Raw genomic sequence first — 17,763 nt, forward strand, 5'->3', positions numbered from 1 at the left:
GGCAGCGCGGTCAGCCGGGCAGGATCGCTGCGACCTGGGCGCGGATGCTCGCGAGGAGCTCCGGGATGCTCGAGCCCGCGTTCAGGCTGGCCCCCAGCTCGACGAACAGGATGGCCGAGACCACCCGGGCCAGGGTCGCCGCCTCCGCGGCGGGCACCTGCGCCCGACCCGTCAGGACGCCGGCGACGGCCTCCTCCGTCCGGGCGACGATCGCCAGCGCCTCCGCGTGATGGGGTTCGCTCGGGTCGCCGAAGACCATCTCCCGCAGGTAGGTGCGGCCGTTGTCGACCTGGACCCGGTTGCACTCCGCGATCTGGTCCACGAGCACCATCACCCCGTCCAGCGCCGTCGGCGCGTCCGCGGCCGCGGCACGGCCACGCTCGAGCGCCGCGGAGTAGTGCGCGTTCTGCACCAGGAGCAGCAGCTCGCCCTTGGTCTTCGCGTAGAGGAACAGGGTGCCGGTGCCGATGTCCGCCGCGTCCGCGATCTGCTGCGTGGTGACGTCGTCGACGCCGCGCTCGGCGAACAGCTCGCTCGCCGCCGCGGTAATGCGCTCGAGCTTGGCCTGCTTGTTCCGCTCGCGTCGCCCGAGCGGCTGGGACGCCACCGCCATCGGCCCTCCTGGGGAATAGTCTCTGACTTGCCTCAGTTCTGAGTGTAGTCACTGTCACGTGGGCTGGGATACGGCCCCGGTCATCCTCCCACCCTGGTGCCGGACCACCGCGGCCCTGCGCCGGAGGCGGTGGCGACCCGCTCGACGCAAAGGAACCACACCCGCATGATCTCCTCCTCTCTCTGGCAGCCGCTCACCCTCGGCCGGATGGAGCTGCCGCACCGACTCGCGCTCGCCCCCATGACCCGCAACCGGGCCCACCCCGACGGCACCCCCGGAGAGCTCGCCGCGGAGTACTACGGCCAGCGGGCCTCCCTGGGACTGCTGATCACCGAGGGCACGCAGCCGTCGGAGGACGGGCAGGGGTACGTCAACACCCCCGGCATCTACACGCCCGAGCACGTCGACGGGTGGCGGAAGGTCGCCGACGCCGTGCACGCAGGCGATGGCCACCTGTTCGTCCAGCTCATGCACGTCGGCCGGATCTCCCACCCGGACAACACCCCGCACCACCGGCAGCCGGTCGCGCCGTCACCGATCTCTGCCGACCAGGACATCTACACGCCCACCGGCCCCCAGAAGACGCCCGCGCCGCGGGAGCTCAGCGGCGAGGAGATCCAGGACGTGATCGGCGAGTTCCGGCACGCGGCGGCCTCGGCGGTCGCCGCGGGGGCGGACGGGGTGGAGATCCACGCCGCCAACGGGTACCTGCTGCACCAGTTCCTCGCCCCGAACGCCAACCAGCGCACCGACTCCTACGGCGGGTCGGTCGAGAACCGGGCGCGGTTCGTCATCGAGGTCGCGCGCGCCGTGGCCGACGAGATCGGCGCCGACCGCACCGGTATCCGCATCTCCCCCGCGTTCCCGCTCGGCGGTCTCGACGAGGGCGACGCCGAGGCCGTGCGCGCCCAGTACCGCTACCTCGTGGGCGAGCTCGCCCCGCTGAACCTCGCCTACCTGCACGTGCACCACCTCGGCGACGACGAGCTGCTGCGCTCCTTCCGGGACGTGTGGCCGACCGCGGTCCTCGTCGTCCGGTACGGGCGCGAGCGCGACGGCATCGCGGCGGACATCGACGCCGGGCTCGCCGACGTCGAGCCGCTCGGCCGGTTCGCCCTCGCCAACCCGGACGTCGTCGAGCGGCTGCAGCACGGCGCACCGTTCAACGAGGTGGACCCGGCCACGCTCTACACCGGCGGCGCCACCGGGTACACCGACTACCCGGTCCTCACCCACGCCTGACGCCCAGGCCCGCAACCACCGACCCACTCAGAGAACAGGAACCATCATGACCTCGCTCCACGGAGCCGTCGTCCTCGTCACCGGCGCGAACGGCGGCATCGGCACCCACTTCGTCCGCGAAGCGCTCGCCCGCGGCGCCGCGAAGGTGTACGCCACCGCACGCACCCCTCGCGACTGGGACGACGACCGCGTCGTGCCGCTCACCCTGGACGTGACCGACCCGGCCTCCGTCCGGGCGGCCGTCGAGGCCGCCCCCGACGTGACGGTGCTGATCAACAACGCCGGCGCGAGCGTGTCCAGCACGGGCATCCTCACGCACTCCGACGAGGAGATCCGTCGCAACGTCGAGACCAACTTCCTGGGCCCGCTCTTCCTCGCCCGTGCCTACGCGCCGCTCCTGTCCGCCCGGGGCGGGAACACGGCGATCATCGACATCCACTCGGCCCTCGCCTGGTACGCCGTGGCCGGCATCTACTCGGCCACCAAGGCCGCGCTGTGGTCCGCGACGAACTCCCTGCGGCTCGAGCTCCAGCCCTCCGGGGTCCAGGTCGTCGGGGTGCACGTCGGCTGGGTCGACACCCCTATGGCGTCAGGCAGCACCGACCCGAAGCTCAACCCCGCCGTCCTCGTCAGCGCGGTGCTCGACGCGACCGAGGCCGGCGAGCTGGAGGTCCTGGCGGACGAGGCCTCCGTCCAGGCCAAGGCCGCCCTCTCCGCCCCGGTCGAAGCCGTCTACCCGCAGTTGGCGGCGAAGGAGTAACCCGACAAGGGGGTGAATCGCCCCGGGCGAGTCCGGAGACTCGTGCGCTACATCAGGGCCACCTCGAGTTGGCGCCTTCGGCCGGGATTCTTGCGCGGATCCGTGACATGTGGGCTGCGGTGCCGTGACCTTTCCGCACCCTGGAGCGACCGGAGCACGACCGGCGTCCGCCACCCGTCGCGCCGCGCCTGCGGCCGTGCTCGCGTTCCACGTCTTCGCAGGTCAGCCGCTGGACGATACGGGAAACTCAACCCCGATCCGTGGGCCAACTCATCACCGCAGGTCAGCGCGCTGCCGATTGGCCCACAGCGCCACGACGAAGGCCCCCTGCTCAGCATCTCCGCTGGTCAGGGGGCCTTCTGTGTCGGGTGGGCGATACTGGGTTCGAACAAGCAACGTCCGTCGTTCTGACCAGCATCGTCGGTGCTTCTGGACCTGCCGTGGGCCACCAGTGGGCCAACGATCCGCAATTCAGTGAGCCGGACACAGCTGGGACGGAGTCGTTATTGGCGAGTCCGTGGCATCCACCGTAGCGATCCCCTCGATGCGAGGGACGGCAGGGAACTCGTCCCGTAGCGCACCGGCCGTCCCACCGGTTCCTCGCAACGGAGTGTTGTGCGACCCCCTACCCCACTCCTGCTCGGCGCGGTCAGCAGGCGCGGGCGTCAGAGGGTGAGTTCTGGCGCCGCCTCGCTTCATGGCCAGACCCCGCCGGATCGGTTGACGTCACCCACACGGACGGGCAGGCTGTCACCACGATCCGGACAATGATGTCCGGTTAGTCGAGGGGAGCACAGCGTGACGAGCGAGAGCACCGACGGACAGATCTACGACGTCGTGGTGGTGGGGTCGGGCGGTGCGGCGTTGTCCACGGCGCTCGGCGCCGTGGACGAGGGCATGTCCGTGCTGATGATCGAGTCCACCGACCGGTGGGGCGGCAGCACCGCCATGTCGGGCGGGGGCATGTGGTTCCCGAACAACGCGCTCATGCGCCGCGCCGGCGTGGCCGACTCGCGCGAGGAGGCGCTCGCCTACCTCGAGGCGTGCGTGGGCGACGTCGGGCGGGCGTCGGACCGGGCGCGGAAGGAGGCGTTCGTCGACGGCGTCGACGACTTCGTCGCGACGGCGGAAAGGCACGGCGTGGTGTTCGCGCGGGCCACCGACACCCCCGACTACTACCCCGAGCTGCCGGGCGGCAAGATCGGGCGCGCCATCGAGGTCAAGCCGCTGGACTCCAAGGCCCTCGGGGACCTGTGGGACACCCTGCGCGTCACGGTCGCGCTGCCCGCCATGACCGACGACGTCTGGCTGCTGAACCGCGCCTGGTCCACCGCCTCCGGGATGGTCCGCGGCGCGAAGGTCGTCGGGCGGATCGCCGGCGGCCTCGTCACGGGGAAGCGTCTGGTGGGCATCGGCACGGCGTGGGCGACCGCGTTCGGCAAGGCCGTGCTGGTCGACGGCGGCGTGCCCCTGTGGCTGAGCTCTCCGCTGGAGAGCCTGGTGGTCGAGGACGACCGTGTCGTCGGCGCCCGGGTCGCCCGCCCGTCGGGGACGGTGACCGTCCGCGCCCGCCGGGGCGTGATGATCGCCGGCGGCGGCTTCGAGTCGAACCCCGAGTGGCGGCAGAAGTACCACGGGATCGACGGCGCGCCCTCGGGCAACCCCGGCAACCTCGGTGTCCCGATAGCCGCCGCCCGGGAGGCGGGCGCCGCGCTGGAGCTCATGGACGACGCGTGGTGGGGCGCCTCCATCGCTCCCCTGCCCGGCAGCCGCCAGGGAACGTTCGTGGTCGGCGAACGGTCGATGCCGCACTCGATCATCGTCGACTCCCACGGCGAGCGGTTCGCCGACGAGTCCGAGTCGTACGTGGACCTCGGCCACCACATGCTCGCCCACGACGGCGGCAAGGGCCCGTACTGGATGATCGTCGACGGCCGCTACCCGCTGAAGTACTTCCGTACCTTCGCGATGGACCCGCGCGCCGTGAGGGCGATGAAGGAGGCGGGCATCCAGGTGAGGGGCCGCGACCTCGACGCGCTCGCGGCTGCGATCGACGTCGACCCCGGGGCGCTGCGCGCCACCGTCGAGCGGTTCAACGGGTTCGCCCGCGCCGGGATCGACGGCGACTTCGGCCGCGGCAACTCCGCCTACGACCGCTACTACGCCGACCCCACCGTCCGTCCCAACCCGAACCTCGCCCCGCTCGAGCACGGGCCGTTCACCGCCTACCGGCTCGTGGTCGGCGACCTGGGCACCAAGGGCGGGGTCGTGACCGACGCCGACGGGCGGGCCCTGCGCGAGGACGGCACCGTCATCCCCGGCCTGTTCGCGGCCGGGAACTCGTCGGCCTCGGTGATGGGCCGCACCTACCCCGGGCCCGGCGCGACCATCGGGCCCGCCGCTGTCTTCGGGCTCCGCGCCGCGCGCTTCATGGCATGCGACGCGGCACCCGACGCGGGCTGAGCCGGCCCCTCAGTGCGACCGCAGCCAGCGCACCGAGGCGTCGACGGCCGCGAACGCGTCGCCGGGGGCGTGGTCGTACTCGACGACGTCGAGCTCGCGGCCCGGCGCAGCGTCGAGGATCGCGCCCAGCGGCAGCTCGCCCTGGCCGGCGGGCCGCTGGTCGAGCGACGCGGCGTCATACCCGCCGGACTGCCCGTCGTGTCGCCCTGCCGCGGCGAACGGGTCGTGCGTGACGACGCCGTCCTTGACGTGCAGCGCCACCACCCGGTCGCCCAGGCGGCGCAGCAGGGCAGGCACGTCCTGGCCGGCCACGGCCGCCCAGAACACGTCCACCTCGAGCACCACCCGGTCGTCGAGCAGAGAGACGAAGTGCTCGTAGGCGGACCGGCCCTCGATCCGGGCGTGGAACTCGAACGAGTGGTTGTGGTACCCGAGGCGCAGGCCGAGCGCCGCCGCCTGCTCGGCGGCGCGGTTCGCCCGCTCCGCCGTGCGGGCGACGTCGTCGGACGTCCGCCACCGGTCGGCCGGGACCATGGGGTCGATCAGGGTCGTGGTGCCCAGCGCGCGGGCGGCCTCGAATGCCGCCTCCGCGGGCGGGAGCGACACGGTGCGCCCGCCGAGCTCCAGCTCGTCGGACAAGAACGGCGAGTGGGCGGTCGGGGCCGCCAGGCCCGCCCGGGCGAGTGCGTCGGCGAGCCGGCCGTCGAAGACCGTGAACGGCTCGACGGAGCCGACGCCGAGGGCGGCGAGGCGGTCCAGCGTCTGGTCGAGCGCGGCCCCGTCGCCCAGGTGGTCGCGGACCGAGTAGAGCTGGACGGCGATCTCGGGCGTGGTCGTGAGGATGGTCATGCGGTGGTGCCGCCGTCCGCGAGCAGCGTGCTGCCGGTCATGTACATCGACAGGTCGCTCACGCAGAACAGCACGACACGAGCGATGTCGTCGGGTGTTCCGGTGCGGCCTGCCGGGGACGTCATCATCAGCGGCACGTCGTCGGGGAGGTCCGCCAGATCGGGAAGCTCGACGCCCTCGGGCATCGCCGCGGCGGCCGCGAGGAGGTTGCCCTCGGTGGGCACGTAGCTCGGCGCCACGCCCAGCACGCGGATCCCGTGCGGCGCGAGCTCGAGCGCCGTCTGCCGTGTGATTCCCCGCGCGGCGTGCTTGGATCCGACGTAGGCGGCGAGGCCCGGCGCGCTCCCGCGAAACCCCGCGGTGGAGACGACGTTGACGACGACCCCGCCCCGCTCCTGGTGCGTCATGAACCGGGCGGCTTCCTGCGTGCCCACCAGCACGCCGCGGGCATTCACGGCGAAGACCCGGTCCCAGTCCTCGAACCTCATCTCGGTGAGCGCGACGCTCGGGAAGACGCCGGCGTTGTTGACCCAGGCGTCGACGCGCCCCCAGCGGTCGTCCACCAGGTCGCCGACGGCGCGCACACTCGCCCGGTCGGTGACGTCCATCGTGGCACCGACGACGTCGGCGCCGTGGCGTGCGGCGAGCTCCGCGGCGGCGTCCTCGGCGAGTGCGCCGTCGAGGTCGCCGATGACGACGCTCGCGCCGGCCTCGGCGAGACGGCTCGCGATCGCCTTGCCCAGGCCGCGCCCTCCCCCGGTGACGACGGCGGCGCGGCCGCGCAGGCTGATGAGGTCGGCGAGGGGATTCGTGGAGACGTCGGGCACGGGCATGGTGGGGATCCTTCGTTCGTGAACGGGTGGTCGACGTGCTGAGCGGTCACGCCGAGGCGGCGGGCGCGACCGTCGGGGCGGGGCAGGCGACCTGCACCCGGCCGGGCCCATGGGTGGACGACGACCCGTCGGGCAGCCGCAGCTGCGCGGTCGTGCCGGACGGCACGGTGACGTCGAGGGCGAAGGCGCCGCCCTCGACCCGCCATGCCACCGCGATCTCGCCCTGCGGCCCGTCGTGCGTGCCGCGGGCCCAGGTCAGGTCGCCACCCGGGACCGGCTCGACCACGACGCTCTCCCACGCGACCGAGCCCGGGTCCTGGCGCAGCCCCAGGACGTGGGTGTGCAGGAAGCGGACCACCGCCCCCTTGCTGTAGTGGTTCAACGACTCGTGCGCCTCGCCGTCGGCGTCGATGCCCTCCCAGTCCTCCCAGATGGTGGTCGCGCCCTGCTCGACCATGGACAGCCAGGACGGCGGGGTCGTCTGGAGCAGCAGGTCGTAGGCCACGTCGGCGTGCCCCGTCTCCACGAGCACCGGCAGCAGGTCACCGGTGGAGAGGAACCCGGTGGTCAGGTGGCCGCCGGCCGCGGCGACGAGCTCGACCAGCCGGTCCGCGGCCGCCGACCGAAGCTCGGCGGGGACGAGCCCGAAGCTCAGCGCCCGGACGTACGCGGCCTGGGTGTCGGTGGCGGTGCGGCCGTCGGGCCGGAGGTACTCGATCCGCCAGGCCTCGAGCACCTTCCGTGCCGCCGCCGCGTACCGATCCGAGGCGTCGTCGTGACCGACGATCGTGGCGATCTGGGCGAGCGTGGCGGCGCTGCGGTAGAGGTAGGCGGTGCCCACCTCGCCCTTGTCGGCCATGAACCAGGCGACGGGGTTCACCTTGATCGGGTCCTGGCGGGTGCCGTCGGGGCCCTTCGGCACGGGCTCGGTCCACTCGCCCCAGTGGAACGACCCGTCCCAGAGGTACTCCTCGTGCGGGACGGGGGTCTCGGAGCGCTGTTGGCGGGAGTGGTGGCGGGTGGTCCGGGCCGACATCAGCTGCCAGTCGACCCAGCGGACCATCGACTCCCAGTTCTCGGCGAGCACCTGTGAGTCGCCGTAGGCCCGGTACAGCTCCCACGGCACCGCGACGATCGCGTCCCCCCATCCCGCCGAGCCGGTCATCATGGCGAGCCGGTCGTCGAGGTGGTGCTTGATGCGCCGGCCGTCGGGGGCGAAGTTCGGGATGCGGCCGTCGTCCACCTGGTCGTCGCGGACGGACTGCAGCCACTTGCGGCTGAAGCCGAGCACGTCGTAGAGCCGCGTCGCCGTGGACACGAACACCTGGTAGTCCCCGGTCCAGGCGAGCCGCTCGCGGGTGGGGCAGTCGGTGGGGACGTCCACCGCGTTGCCCCGGAAGCTCCACTCGGCGATCTCGTGCAGGCGGTTCAGCTCCGGGGAGCTGCATGCGAAGGTGCCGGTGGGTCGCAGGTCGGTGTGCACCACCTGCATGGTCACGCCGGCCGGGTCCAGCGGCGCGCCTGTCCGGCGGATGCGCGCGTACTGGAAGCCGTGCACCGTGTGGCGCGGCTCGAACGCGCGGGTGACGCCGTCGGAGACGACCTCGTCGCGCTGCGAGAACGCAACGGCGCCACCGTCCCCGGAGGAGTCCAGGTGCGAGGTGTCGAGGTCGCCGTCCGGGCCCACGTGCTCGCCGTGGTCGATCACAGTGCGCGTGCCCTCCGGCCCGAGCCCGTCGACCCGCAGCCATCCCGACGCGTTCTGACCGAAGTCCAGCACCCACGTGTCGTCGGCCTTCTGCCAGGACCGCACCGGAGCGCGGGTCTCGACCACCCGCACCGGCGGGGCGGGCGAGAACGTGATCGGCGGCGCCGCGACCTGGTCGACGAGGACGGGCTGCGGGGCTTGGACCCCGAGGCCGTGATCCGTGCTCTGCCCCGCCATGAGGTCGGCACGCGTGATGCTCGAGCGCGCGGAGGTCCATGTGCCGTCGCTGCGGACCACGGTGCTGGTGCCGTCCGAGAGCTCGAGGTGCAGCTCGACTCGCGCGGCAAGGGTCGTGCCCCAACCGGCGGGCATCCGGAACGCGCCGACCTGTCCGCGGAACCAGCCGTCGCTGAGGACCACCTCGAGCCGGTTCTCCCCCGCCCGGACGGCCTGCGTGACGTCGCTGACCTGGGCATACAGCGTGTCCTCGTACGAGGTGCTGCCCGGGTTCAGCACCGCCGTCCCGGCCCGCTCACCGTTCACGAACGCCTCGTACACGCCCAGCGCCGTGGCGTACAGACGTGCCCGCACCACCGCGCCGTGGACGGCGAAGGTGGTGGCCAGGACGTGCGCGGGGCGCTCACCGTAGCCGGGGTCTCCTGCCTCGACGGGGCTGATCCACCGTGCCCGCCAGTCGGCGTCGGCGAGCCCGGCCTCGAAGTCCGACCAGTCGGAGACGACCTCGCCGTCCCGGCCGCGCACCGACACCCGCCAGCGCACCGCGGCACAGCTGGGCAGCTGCTCCCACGGCCAGGGCACGAACCGATGCGCGGGCCCGACGTCGCGCGGCGGCAGCGCCTCGCCGTCCACCTCGGCCTCGAGCAGCGCCCCGGCCACGGCACCGACCGACGTCGGCAGGGTCCACGACAGCCGGGGCGCCGGTCCGGTGACCGGGAACTGGTCGCCGCCGGAGTCGACCTGGAGCAAGAGGCTCACAGGTGCCCTCGCTTCGCGACGCCGCCGAGCCAGGCGAGGCTCGGCTTGGGCGTGCGCACGAAGGTCTCGCGGTCCACGGCGACGAGGCCGAAGGTGGGCGCCCAGTGACCCCACTCGTAGTTGTCCAGCAGGCTCCAGTGCAGGTAGCCGTGCACCGTGATGCCGTCGGCCATGGCGGCGGCGAGCCCCTCGAGCGCCCCGGTGGTGTACGCGATGCGGCGGGTGTCGTCGGCGGTGGCGATGCCGTTCTCGGTGACGAGGATGGGCAGGCCGGTCACCTCGTGGGTGTGGCGCACCGCCACCCCGAGGGCGTCGGGCCGGTACGCGGTGCCCACCAGGGTGTTGTCCGGGTGGTCCGGGTAGGGCTCGATCCCGTCGGCCGTGACGTACTGGACCGAGTAGGACTGCACGCCGACGAAGTCGTCCCCGGCCGAGCCCTCGAGGTACAGGTCCTCCCACACCCACGAGAGCTCCTTCATCTTCTCCTCGCCGCCGGGCCGGGCCTCGTAGGCCCGGTTCGCGACGCTCCAGCCGACCTTCGCGGTCGTCCTGGCGCGCAGCACCTCGCGGGCGGCGTGGTGAGCGCGGACGAAGGTCTTCCCGATCTCGGGGTCCGGGGTGGGCAGCCGGCGGGGGCGAGAGCCGGTGTCGACGGTGGGGCTGGTCCACTCGTCCCCGCCCTCAGCAGGCGTCGCCGCGGCGGACGCCTTCCGCGCCATGTCCCGCGCCATCGCGGTCATCATCGAGAGCATGTTGGGCTCGTTCATCGTGACGACCCACTCGACGCCGTCGAGGATGGGCGCCACCCGCTCGACGTACCGGGTGAACAGGTCGACCGCGTCGTCGGCGAGCCAGCCGCCGCGCTCGGCGAACCAGCGCGGGTTGGTGAAGTGGTGCAGGGTCACCACCGGGGTGAGCCCCAGCTCGAGCGCGGTGTCGATCATGCGCCGGTAGTGGGCGAGCTCGGCGTTCGAGAACAGCCCCTCCGCCGGCTCGATGCGGGCCCACTCGACGCCGAAGCGGTACGCGGTGCAGCCGGCGCCGGCGAGCAGCTCCATGTCCTCGCGGTAGCGGTGGTAGGAGTCGCAGGCGTCGCCGCTGCGCTCCATGCCGGGCACCCGCCCCTCGTTGGCCCAGAAGTCGGAGCCGACGTTGCCCCCCTCGATCTGGTGGGGGGCGGTGGAGGCGCCCCACAGGAACGCGTCCGGGAACGCGGTGGTGCGGGGGGTCGCAGCGGTGTCGGTCGTGTCGGTCATGGTGTCGGCGTCCTGGCCTTTCGGTGTCACTTGGCGATGGTGTTCAGCTGGGCGTTCAGCGCCGCGACCTGCTCGGCGGGCACGCCTCCGGCCTGCTGGATGAGCTTCTCGAGGCTCGTCCGGTCGACGATGGCCTGCATCGCCGCGGGGATCTCGACGCCCTTGCCCACCTCGCCGTGGCGGGTGGCCGCGGCCTCGAGCACGGGGGCGATGAGGCGGGCACCCTCCTCGGACCGCTTGATGTCTCCGAGGGTGTCGCGGATCGAGAAGAAGCCGTCGCGGACGGGCACTTCGGCGTCGTCGAACCAGTTGGCGACGGTCGTGGTGGGCATGACGGTCGCCTCGGGGACCTCGTCCACCTTGTGCAGCACGACGGTGTCGACGAGGCCGCCGGACCGCGCGGTGATCTTGTGCTCGCCGGTCAGGGGCACCTGGAAGCGGAAGGCCCGGCGTCCCTCGACGGTCGCGTGCTCCACGCCGTCGACGAGCAGGGAGACGCTCGGCTGGTTGGAGTAGACGATGACCTCGGTCACGTCCTCCACCCGATCGGCCCGGCGGCGGCCCGCCACGTGGACGAAGGGTTCGCTCGACCACGCCGCCTTGTACAGGTAGAAGGCGTCCTTCTTCAGGGAGCGGTCGAAGGAGACCAGGCCCTTCTGGTTGCGGCCGGTCACCCCGCCCTCGTCGCGGCCGGCGGAGCCGAAGTCGGCGAGGTTCCACACGTGCGTGGCCCACAGCCAGGGCCGCTGCTCGATCATCGTGAGCATGTGCTCGTGGTACAGGGCCTGGTAGCCCTCGGTGTAGTCGCCCTTGGCGGGCTCGGCGGACTGGAACCGCGGGTTCGCGTCGGCCCCGTACTCGGACAGGCCGATCGCGACGTCGGGGTGCGCCGCGTGGAAGTCGTCGAGCCAGGTGTCGTTGTCGCCGGGCTCGCCCACGTACCAGCCGAAGTAGAGGTTGTACGACATGACGTCCGGCACGGTGACCAGGGGGTGGTCGGTCTCGAGCATGAACAGGTGCGCCATCGCGGTCAGGCGGGTGGGGTCGAGCTCGTGGGCGAGGTCGTTCAGCTCGTGGTGGGCGGCGAGCACGTCGTCCCCCGCGCCGGCGAGGGTGATCTCGTTCGACAGGCCCCAGCTGACGATGCTCGCATGGTGGCGGTTCTGCACGATCAGGTCGGTGAGCTGGTCGCGCGCGTTGTCGGTGGCGCCGGGCAGGAACACGGTGATCTGGGGAATCTCCGCCCACACCACGATCCCCGCCTCGTCGCACAGGTCGTAGAACCGCTGGTCGTGCTGGTAGTGGGCGAGCCGCACGGTGGTCACGCCCAGCTCCTTCAGCAGGGCGAGGTCCGTCTGCTTCATCTGCTCGGTGATCGCGTTGCCGACGCCCTCGTGGTCCTGGTGGCGGGACACGCCGCGCAGCGGGTACTCCTCGCCGTTGAGCAGGAAGCCGCGCTGCGGGTCGACGGCGAACTCGCGGCAGCCGAAGCGCAGGTCGACCGCGTCGAGCACGTCCTCGCCGGCGAGGAGCTCAGCGCGCGCGGTGTAGAGGTGGGGGTCGCGCAGCCCGTGCCAGCGGCGCACCTGCTCGACGGGGAGCGTGGCGGTCGCCTCGCCGCCCGTGACCGGCACGGTCGCGGTGGCCTCGCCGTCGACCGTGAAGCGCACGGCCGTGGCGCGGGCGGCGCTGTCCACGACCCTCGCGCTCAGCGCCACGTCGGCGCGGTCGCCGTCCAGCGTCGGGGTCACCGTGAGTCCCGGGCCGCCGTGCTCGTCGAGCGCGAGGTGCGCGGCGCCGACCGCGATGAGCCGGACGTCGCGGTAGATGCCGCCGTAGAAGGTGAAGTCGGCCTGCTGCGGGTACACGCGCTCGGTCGCCGCGTTGTCCACGACGACCACCAGGGTCCGGGGCCCGTCGAGGAGATGGTCGGTGAGGTTCACCCGGAAGGTCGAGTAGCCACCGTCGTGCCGGGCGAGCAGCCGTCCGCCCACGTACACCTCGGCGGAGGAGTTCACTCCCGCGAACTCCACCCAGGTCTCCGCCGCGGCATCCTCGGCCTCGACCACCCGCGCGTAGGTGGACCGGCCCCGGAGGTACTCGCCGCCGGCCTGCCCGTCGACCGCGTTCCAGGTGTGCGGCACGGTGACCTGCTCCCCCGCGGCGACGACGTCGTCCCAGCTCGCGGCCGGCAGTTCGACGGGCGCGAACGCCCAGCCGTCGAGGATCGGCGTGGCCTGCCGAGGGCTGGCGGGGGTCGGCGTCATAGAGGGTCTCCTTCGACAAGATCGCGCCGGCGGGTGCCGGGACACGCCACGGTACGAACGACCGTCGCCCGGGTGATAGAACTGGTCGCGCATGATCAGCACTGATCCGGCACGGGCGTGCTGCCCGACGAAGGGACTCACGATGACGTCGTCCACTGCCCCCGGGCTCGAGACCGTGCGCGCCGTCCTCGCCCAGGTGCTGAGCTGCCCCGTGGTGGTGACGGACGACGTCCCGTCGGCGCTCGCCGACTTCGAGACCGCGCACTGCCTCGACCCGCACCTCCAGCCCGCCTTCACCGCCACCGCGCTCCGCGCGTTCGTGCGTGAGATGGAACCGCAGGTCGTGCACGAGGTCCTCGAGCCGCTCGGGATGGCGGTCGCCCTGGTGCGCTGGGACGAGCACCTGCTCCTCGTCGGCCCGTACACCCACGAGCCGATGCATCCGGGTGTGGCGGAGGAGCTGCTGGGCCGGCTCGGCATCCCCACCGGGCACCTGCGGCTCTACAAGCTGTACCGCACCCGGTATCCGATCGTGGACCCGGAGTACGTGCACCGGAGCGCCGCGGCGTTGCTGCGCGCCGCCGGCAGCGAGGACCTGCTGGGCAGCATGCAGCAGATCGAGGGCGAGGGCGGGGCGATGACGCCGGGCCGTGCGGATGCCCCGCAGTCCGCGTCCTTCACCGTGATCGAGGAGCGGTACCGCCTGGAGCGGGACTTCATGGACGCGGTCGCCGACGGGTCGGCCGACCAGGCCCTGGCCGCGCTCCAACGCCTGGCGGGCATGCCGCAGACCATGAACTACCTGAACACCCCGTTCCTCGGGACCACGATCCTGCGGATCATGGCTCGCGTGGCGGCGCAGCGTGGAGGGCTCCCTCCGGTGACGATCGACGCGATCTCCCAGGAGTACGCGCAGCGCCTGCACCGCATCGGGCACACCGCGGACGCGCGGCGCACCGCCGCCTTCACCACCCAGATGGTCACGGACTTCTGCCGGAGCGTGCGACGGCACCACCAGCGCGGGTACTCGGCGCTGGTGCGGCAGGTGACCGAGGAGATCGACCTGCACCTCGGTCACCACGTGTCCACCCCCGAGCTCGCGGAACGTCTCGGGGTCTCCGCGTCCACGCTCGCACGCCGCTTCAAGGCGGAGACGGGCGCGACCGTCTCCGCCTATGTCGCCCGGCAGCGGGCCGAGCGGGCGGCGCGCCTGCTCGCCACCACCTCGCAGCCCGTGCACGACGTCGCCCTGTTCGTCGGCTACGACGATCCGAACTACTTCGTGAAGGTGTTCCGCACCGCGTACGGGATGACACCCACGGCGTACCGCGCCGCCCATGCGGAATGAGCAGTGCAGACGCACCGAGCCGTGCAGACGCACCGAGCCGTGCGGGCGTCGGGCTCAGGGCACGAGCGCCGAGACCTCGCGTCGCTGGTCGCCGTAGCGGGCGTACCCGAAGCTGGCGGGCCTCCCGTCAGCGGCCGGCACGAAGCGGAGCCGCGTGGGCTCGGAGCCGGCGAGGGGTGTCCACGTGACGCGCAGGTGCATCTCCCCCGGCACGGGACCGGACAGCTCGACGTCGGCCTCGTACACCGTGTCGGCGGTGAAGGAGCTGGTCACGCGCTCGACTCCGTTCCACACGGAGGCGCCGTCGTCGCTGTAGCCGACGTAGCGCACCTGGCTCGTCCCGGCGGTGCCGCGGGCGGAGTCGGGCAGGGTGCGTTCGACCTCGAGGTAGCCGCTGCGGCGCCCGGCGACCCGGGCGGACGTCACCGGCTCCGGCGGGTCCCACAGCGCCCGCTCGGCGTCGGCGCCGCGCAGCGCGTACGGCACCTCGTCGGGGACGGCGCCCGGCGGCACCGGCTCCCCCGGGACGACGTCGAGCAGCCGGGCCCGCCGGACTCGGATGTCCCGCACGGGCTGGGAGAGCTCGGAGCCGCGGGGCGTCTCGAGCCAGGCGCAGCGGTCGCCGTCCGGGTGCCAGGACATCGGTGAGACGTAGACCCATTCCTCGGCCGGGTCGTGCAGGGCGACGCCCTGGTAGGCGGGATCGGCCTGCGAGCGGGCCAGGTCGACGAGCACGGGCCCGGAGTTGCCCGGCCGATGGTCGCGCACCCCGGTGACGCTGTAGGAGTAGGCGCTCCAGGCGATGGCAGACAGCGCGTTCCCGGACCGTGGGCGTGGCAGCAGCCCGAGCACGCCCAGGTCGGTGGTTCGCGAGGCGCGCGTGGTCATGACGAGTCCCAGCCGCTCGTCCGGCGAGAAGATGGTGGTCTCGTCGTAGCCGGGACTGCGGGTGACGGCGCTGAGCTCGTCGGAGTCCAGGGCCTGCACCACGGAGTCCGGGAGGAAGCCGTCCACTCCCCCGACGGCCGAGATCGCGCGACCGCCGCGCACGAACTGCTTGACCTCGCCGCCGCGAGAGGGGTGCGGGAGCATGCAACCGGGATGCTCCGGGTCCGGGCGGAACGGCTCGACCGTGCTGATGAGCTGAGGATCGACGACCTCGTAGGCGTCGGCCGTGCGGTGCAGCCGGCCGAACGCGGCCGCGGCCCCCATGTCGGCACGCAGGATGGTCCAGGCGACGTGCTCGTCGTCCGGGGCGACGATGATCTCCGACCAGTGGTGCGTGGTGCCGGGGTCCTCCTCCTGGCGCCACGGGTAGTGCACGTCGACGAGGCGGGCCCCGGTCGCGGTGTCGAGATCGGGGGTGCACTCGAGCACGTCGTCGCCGAGCAGAACCCGGCGGTTGTCGGGGAACACGATGGCACGGATGCCGTTGGCGCGAGGATGCTGCGCGATGGTCCCCGAGAAGACGTGGTGGTACCCGCTGCCGTCGTCCTCGATCGTCGCCACGTGGAAGATCTGCCGGTCAGCGGGGTCCTCGGCGCGACGGTAGAGCAGGAGCATCCTGCCCGACGGCGTGTAGGTGGCGTAGGTGTCGAGAGCGTCCTGCGGGAGCGGGACGGTGTCGACCTCGATCCGGCCGAACTCGTCGCTCGTCAATCGGATGCCGTCGCCGCGCCGGGTCATGGGGTCCATGGACGGCTCCTCGGTTCAGGTGTCGGTCAGCCTGCGGTGGTCACGGGCTCGGCTTCCAGCAGGGCCGCCTTCCGGTCCGCCACCCGCTTCTGCACCTCGATCATCTCGGTGCGGGTGAGCGTGTAGCCGCGCATCGCCAGCAGTGTGCAGGCCCAGCCGAGGACCGGGAGGCCGAAGAACAACAGCAGCGTCATCAGCAGGATCGGGGTCGTCGGCGCGTCCGTGGGCTGCGGCATCTCCGCGGTGAACCCGATGAGTGCGACGGCCCCCAGGGCGAGCGCGGCACCGAGCGAGGTGATGATCTGGTCGACCAAGTTGTAGGTCGCGGTGACGCTGGCCGGCAGGTACTTGCCGGAGCGGTCCAGCTCGTAGTCGATGATGTCGGCCCGCATGGCGCCGGAAGCCACGGTCACCACCATCGACGAGCCGTTCAGCAGCAGGTACACGGCGAAGAAGACGATCGCCAGCGGCAGGCTCGTCAGGATGGCGCCCATGTCCACCACCAGGCAGAACAGCGTGAGCAGCGCCGCGAGGGCCAGGCAGATCCAGGTCCAGGTGACCGTGGCCGCCTTCGAGCCGTGCTTGCCGTTGTACCGGGCACCGAACATCGCGAACAGGATGCCCGGGAGGATGGCGATCATGCTGAGGGTGGTGCCGACCTGCATGTTCCCCAGCAGGATGCCCCACATGAGCGTGGAGATCACGGCCTGTGACCTCACGACCTGGGCCAGCTTGTCGGAGGCTCCGCTGATCAGGTAGCGCTGGAACGGGCCGTTGCGGGTGAGCAGCTGCCACATGTCCCGCACCGTGACCCTGGCGTCCTCGGCGGAGGTGGTCGTCACGTGCACGAAGCTCTCGGGCTTGTCGATCCGGGCCACGCCGACGCAGGCCAGCACCTGGAACACGAACGAGCAGGCCACGTACGTGATCGCGGTCTCGCTGAGCATCCCCACGGTGAACTCGTTGCCATGACGCGGAAGGAACACCACGGTGGAGACGATCGAGAAGACCGCGGGGACGAAGTAGGAGTAGATCGTCGCCCACACCTGCACCGTGGGCCTCTGGCGAGGGTCGTTGGTGAGCACGGGGCCCGACATCTGACCGGCGATGTCGTTCATCGAGGACCCCACGATGTACACGACGTACAGCGCCACGAAGAAGCCTGCACCGAGGCCGGTGCCGGAGCCCCAGACGAACAGCATGAGGATCGCGAGCGAGCGGATCAGCCAGCCGGCGAGCATGAAGAACCGCAGCTTGCCGAACGGGAAGCTCACCTTGTCGATGATCAGCGCGAGCAGCGGGTCGATCACCCCGTCGAACACGCGTGTCACGGTGAGGAGCACGCCCGCCACGGCCACCGCGATGCCGTAGCCGGCGTTCTGCAGGTAGCTCATGAGGCCGACCAGGGTGAAGAAGATCATCGCCGAGCCGTTGTTCATCTGGGAGAAGGCGATCTCCCAGGTGCGCGCGCGGCGGTACGTCACGCCGTCGGCCTCGCTCGCGGTCTGCTTGGGGGTACGCGCCATCGCGTTCACGCTCCTTGAGTCACTCCTCGGTCAGGCAGCCGACGGGTCGTTCCGTGGCTGCCGCCCGAGATGACGGCAAGGCTAGGGCGCGCGGGAAGCCGCTCGATAGAAGCAGATCAGCAGGAGCAGCAGAGAACCGGCGGATCCTCCTGCGACTGCCCGAGCGGCCGGTGGCCGGTGCCCCGTGCCACCGGCCGCTCGGGTCGA

12 protein-coding genes are annotated in these 17,763 nt (G+C 72.0%); 4 read left to right on the forward strand and 8 right to left on the reverse strand.

Annotated elements, in window-relative coordinates:
• Positions 1–10 precede the first annotated feature (10 nt).
• Positions 11–613 (reverse strand): TetR/AcrR family transcriptional regulator, encoded by a 603-nt coding sequence (locus ACQFYA_RS11680; RefSeq protein WP_499124276.1) that lies wholly within the window; start codon positions 611–613, stop codon positions 11–13.
• Positions 614–778: 165 nt separating this feature from the next.
• On the opposite strand from ACQFYA_RS11680, the gene ACQFYA_RS11685 reads away from it, so the two are divergent.
• The 3 genes from ACQFYA_RS11685 (at position 779) to ACQFYA_RS11695 (ending at position 5,078) form a co-directional block, all read left to right on the forward strand.
• A complete protein-coding gene (locus tag ACQFYA_RS11685) occupies positions 779–1,855 on the forward strand; it encodes an alkene reductase (protein ID WP_499124278.1) in 1,077 nt (358 codons plus the stop codon).
• A gap of 46 nt (positions 1,856–1,901) precedes the next feature.
• Entirely contained in the window at positions 1,902–2,615 is a 714-nt protein-coding gene (locus ACQFYA_RS11690; RefSeq protein ID WP_499124280.1) for an SDR family oxidoreductase, read from the forward strand.
• A 798-nt stretch (positions 2,616–3,413) separates the two neighbouring features.
• Complete coding sequence (locus tag ACQFYA_RS11695; protein WP_499124281.1) at positions 3,414–5,078, forward strand: FAD-binding protein; 1,665 nt, start codon at positions 3,414–3,416, stop codon at positions 5,076–5,078.
• Positions 5,079–5,087: 9 nt separating this feature from the next.
• Here ACQFYA_RS11695 and ACQFYA_RS11700 read toward each other — a convergent pair whose 3' ends face one another.
• From ACQFYA_RS11700 to ACQFYA_RS11720, 5 genes are read right to left on the reverse strand one after another with little or no spacing between them, the layout of a single operon-like run.
• Positions 5,088–5,927 carry a sugar phosphate isomerase/epimerase family protein gene (locus ACQFYA_RS11700; RefSeq protein WP_499124283.1) on the reverse strand — a complete coding sequence of 280 codons (840 nt, stop codon included), beginning with the start codon at positions 5,925–5,927 and terminating at the stop codon, positions 5,088–5,090.
• On the reverse strand, positions 5,924–6,760 hold the full coding sequence (locus ACQFYA_RS11705) for an SDR family NAD(P)-dependent oxidoreductase (RefSeq protein ID WP_499124286.1): 837 nt from the start codon (positions 6,758–6,760) through the stop codon (positions 5,924–5,926). Before ACQFYA_RS11705 ends, ACQFYA_RS11700 begins: the two co-directional genes overlap by 4 nt.
• Before the next feature lie 46 nt (positions 6,761–6,806).
• The gene (locus ACQFYA_RS11710; RefSeq protein ID WP_499124287.1) at positions 6,807–9,464 is read right to left on the reverse strand and encodes a family 78 glycoside hydrolase catalytic domain; all 2,658 of its coding nucleotides are present in this window, start codon (positions 9,462–9,464) and stop codon (positions 6,807–6,809) included.
• Positions 9,461–10,720, reverse strand: a complete 1,260-nt coding sequence (locus ACQFYA_RS11715) for a family 1 glycosylhydrolase (protein ID WP_499124289.1) — start codon at positions 10,718–10,720, stop codon at positions 9,461–9,463. Before ACQFYA_RS11715 ends, ACQFYA_RS11710 begins: the two co-directional genes overlap by 4 nt.
• Before the next feature lie 26 nt (positions 10,721–10,746).
• Complete coding sequence (locus ACQFYA_RS11720) at positions 10,747–12,987, reverse strand: glycoside hydrolase family 2 protein (RefSeq protein ID WP_499124292.1); 2,241 nt, start codon at positions 12,985–12,987, stop codon at positions 10,747–10,749.
• Between the two features lie 142 nt (positions 12,988–13,129).
• Between ACQFYA_RS11720 and ACQFYA_RS11725 the strand changes: the two genes are divergently transcribed.
• The gene (locus ACQFYA_RS11725) at positions 13,130–14,335 is read left to right on the forward strand and encodes a helix-turn-helix transcriptional regulator (protein ID WP_499124295.1); all 1,206 of its coding nucleotides are present in this window, start codon (positions 13,130–13,132) and stop codon (positions 14,333–14,335) included.
• A gap of 54 nt (positions 14,336–14,389) precedes the next feature.
• Here the strand turns inward: ACQFYA_RS11725 and ACQFYA_RS11730 are convergent, their stop codons facing one another.
• Positions 14,390–16,030, reverse strand: a complete 1,641-nt coding sequence (locus ACQFYA_RS11730) for a hypothetical protein (RefSeq protein WP_499124297.1) — start codon at positions 16,028–16,030, stop codon at positions 14,390–14,392.
• Between the two features lie 26 nt (positions 16,031–16,056).
• Positions 16,057–17,556 carry an MFS transporter gene (locus tag ACQFYA_RS11735; RefSeq protein WP_499124299.1) on the reverse strand — a complete coding sequence of 500 codons (1,500 nt, stop codon included), beginning with the start codon at positions 17,554–17,556 and terminating at the stop codon, positions 16,057–16,059.
• Positions 17,557–17,763: the final 207 nt, after the last annotated feature.

It is taken from the genome of Promicromonospora sp. Marseille-Q5078 (assembly GCF_050315395.1).
In the GTDB taxonomy this organism is placed as follows: domain Bacteria; phylum Actinomycetota; class Actinomycetes; order Actinomycetales; family Cellulomonadaceae; genus Isoptericola.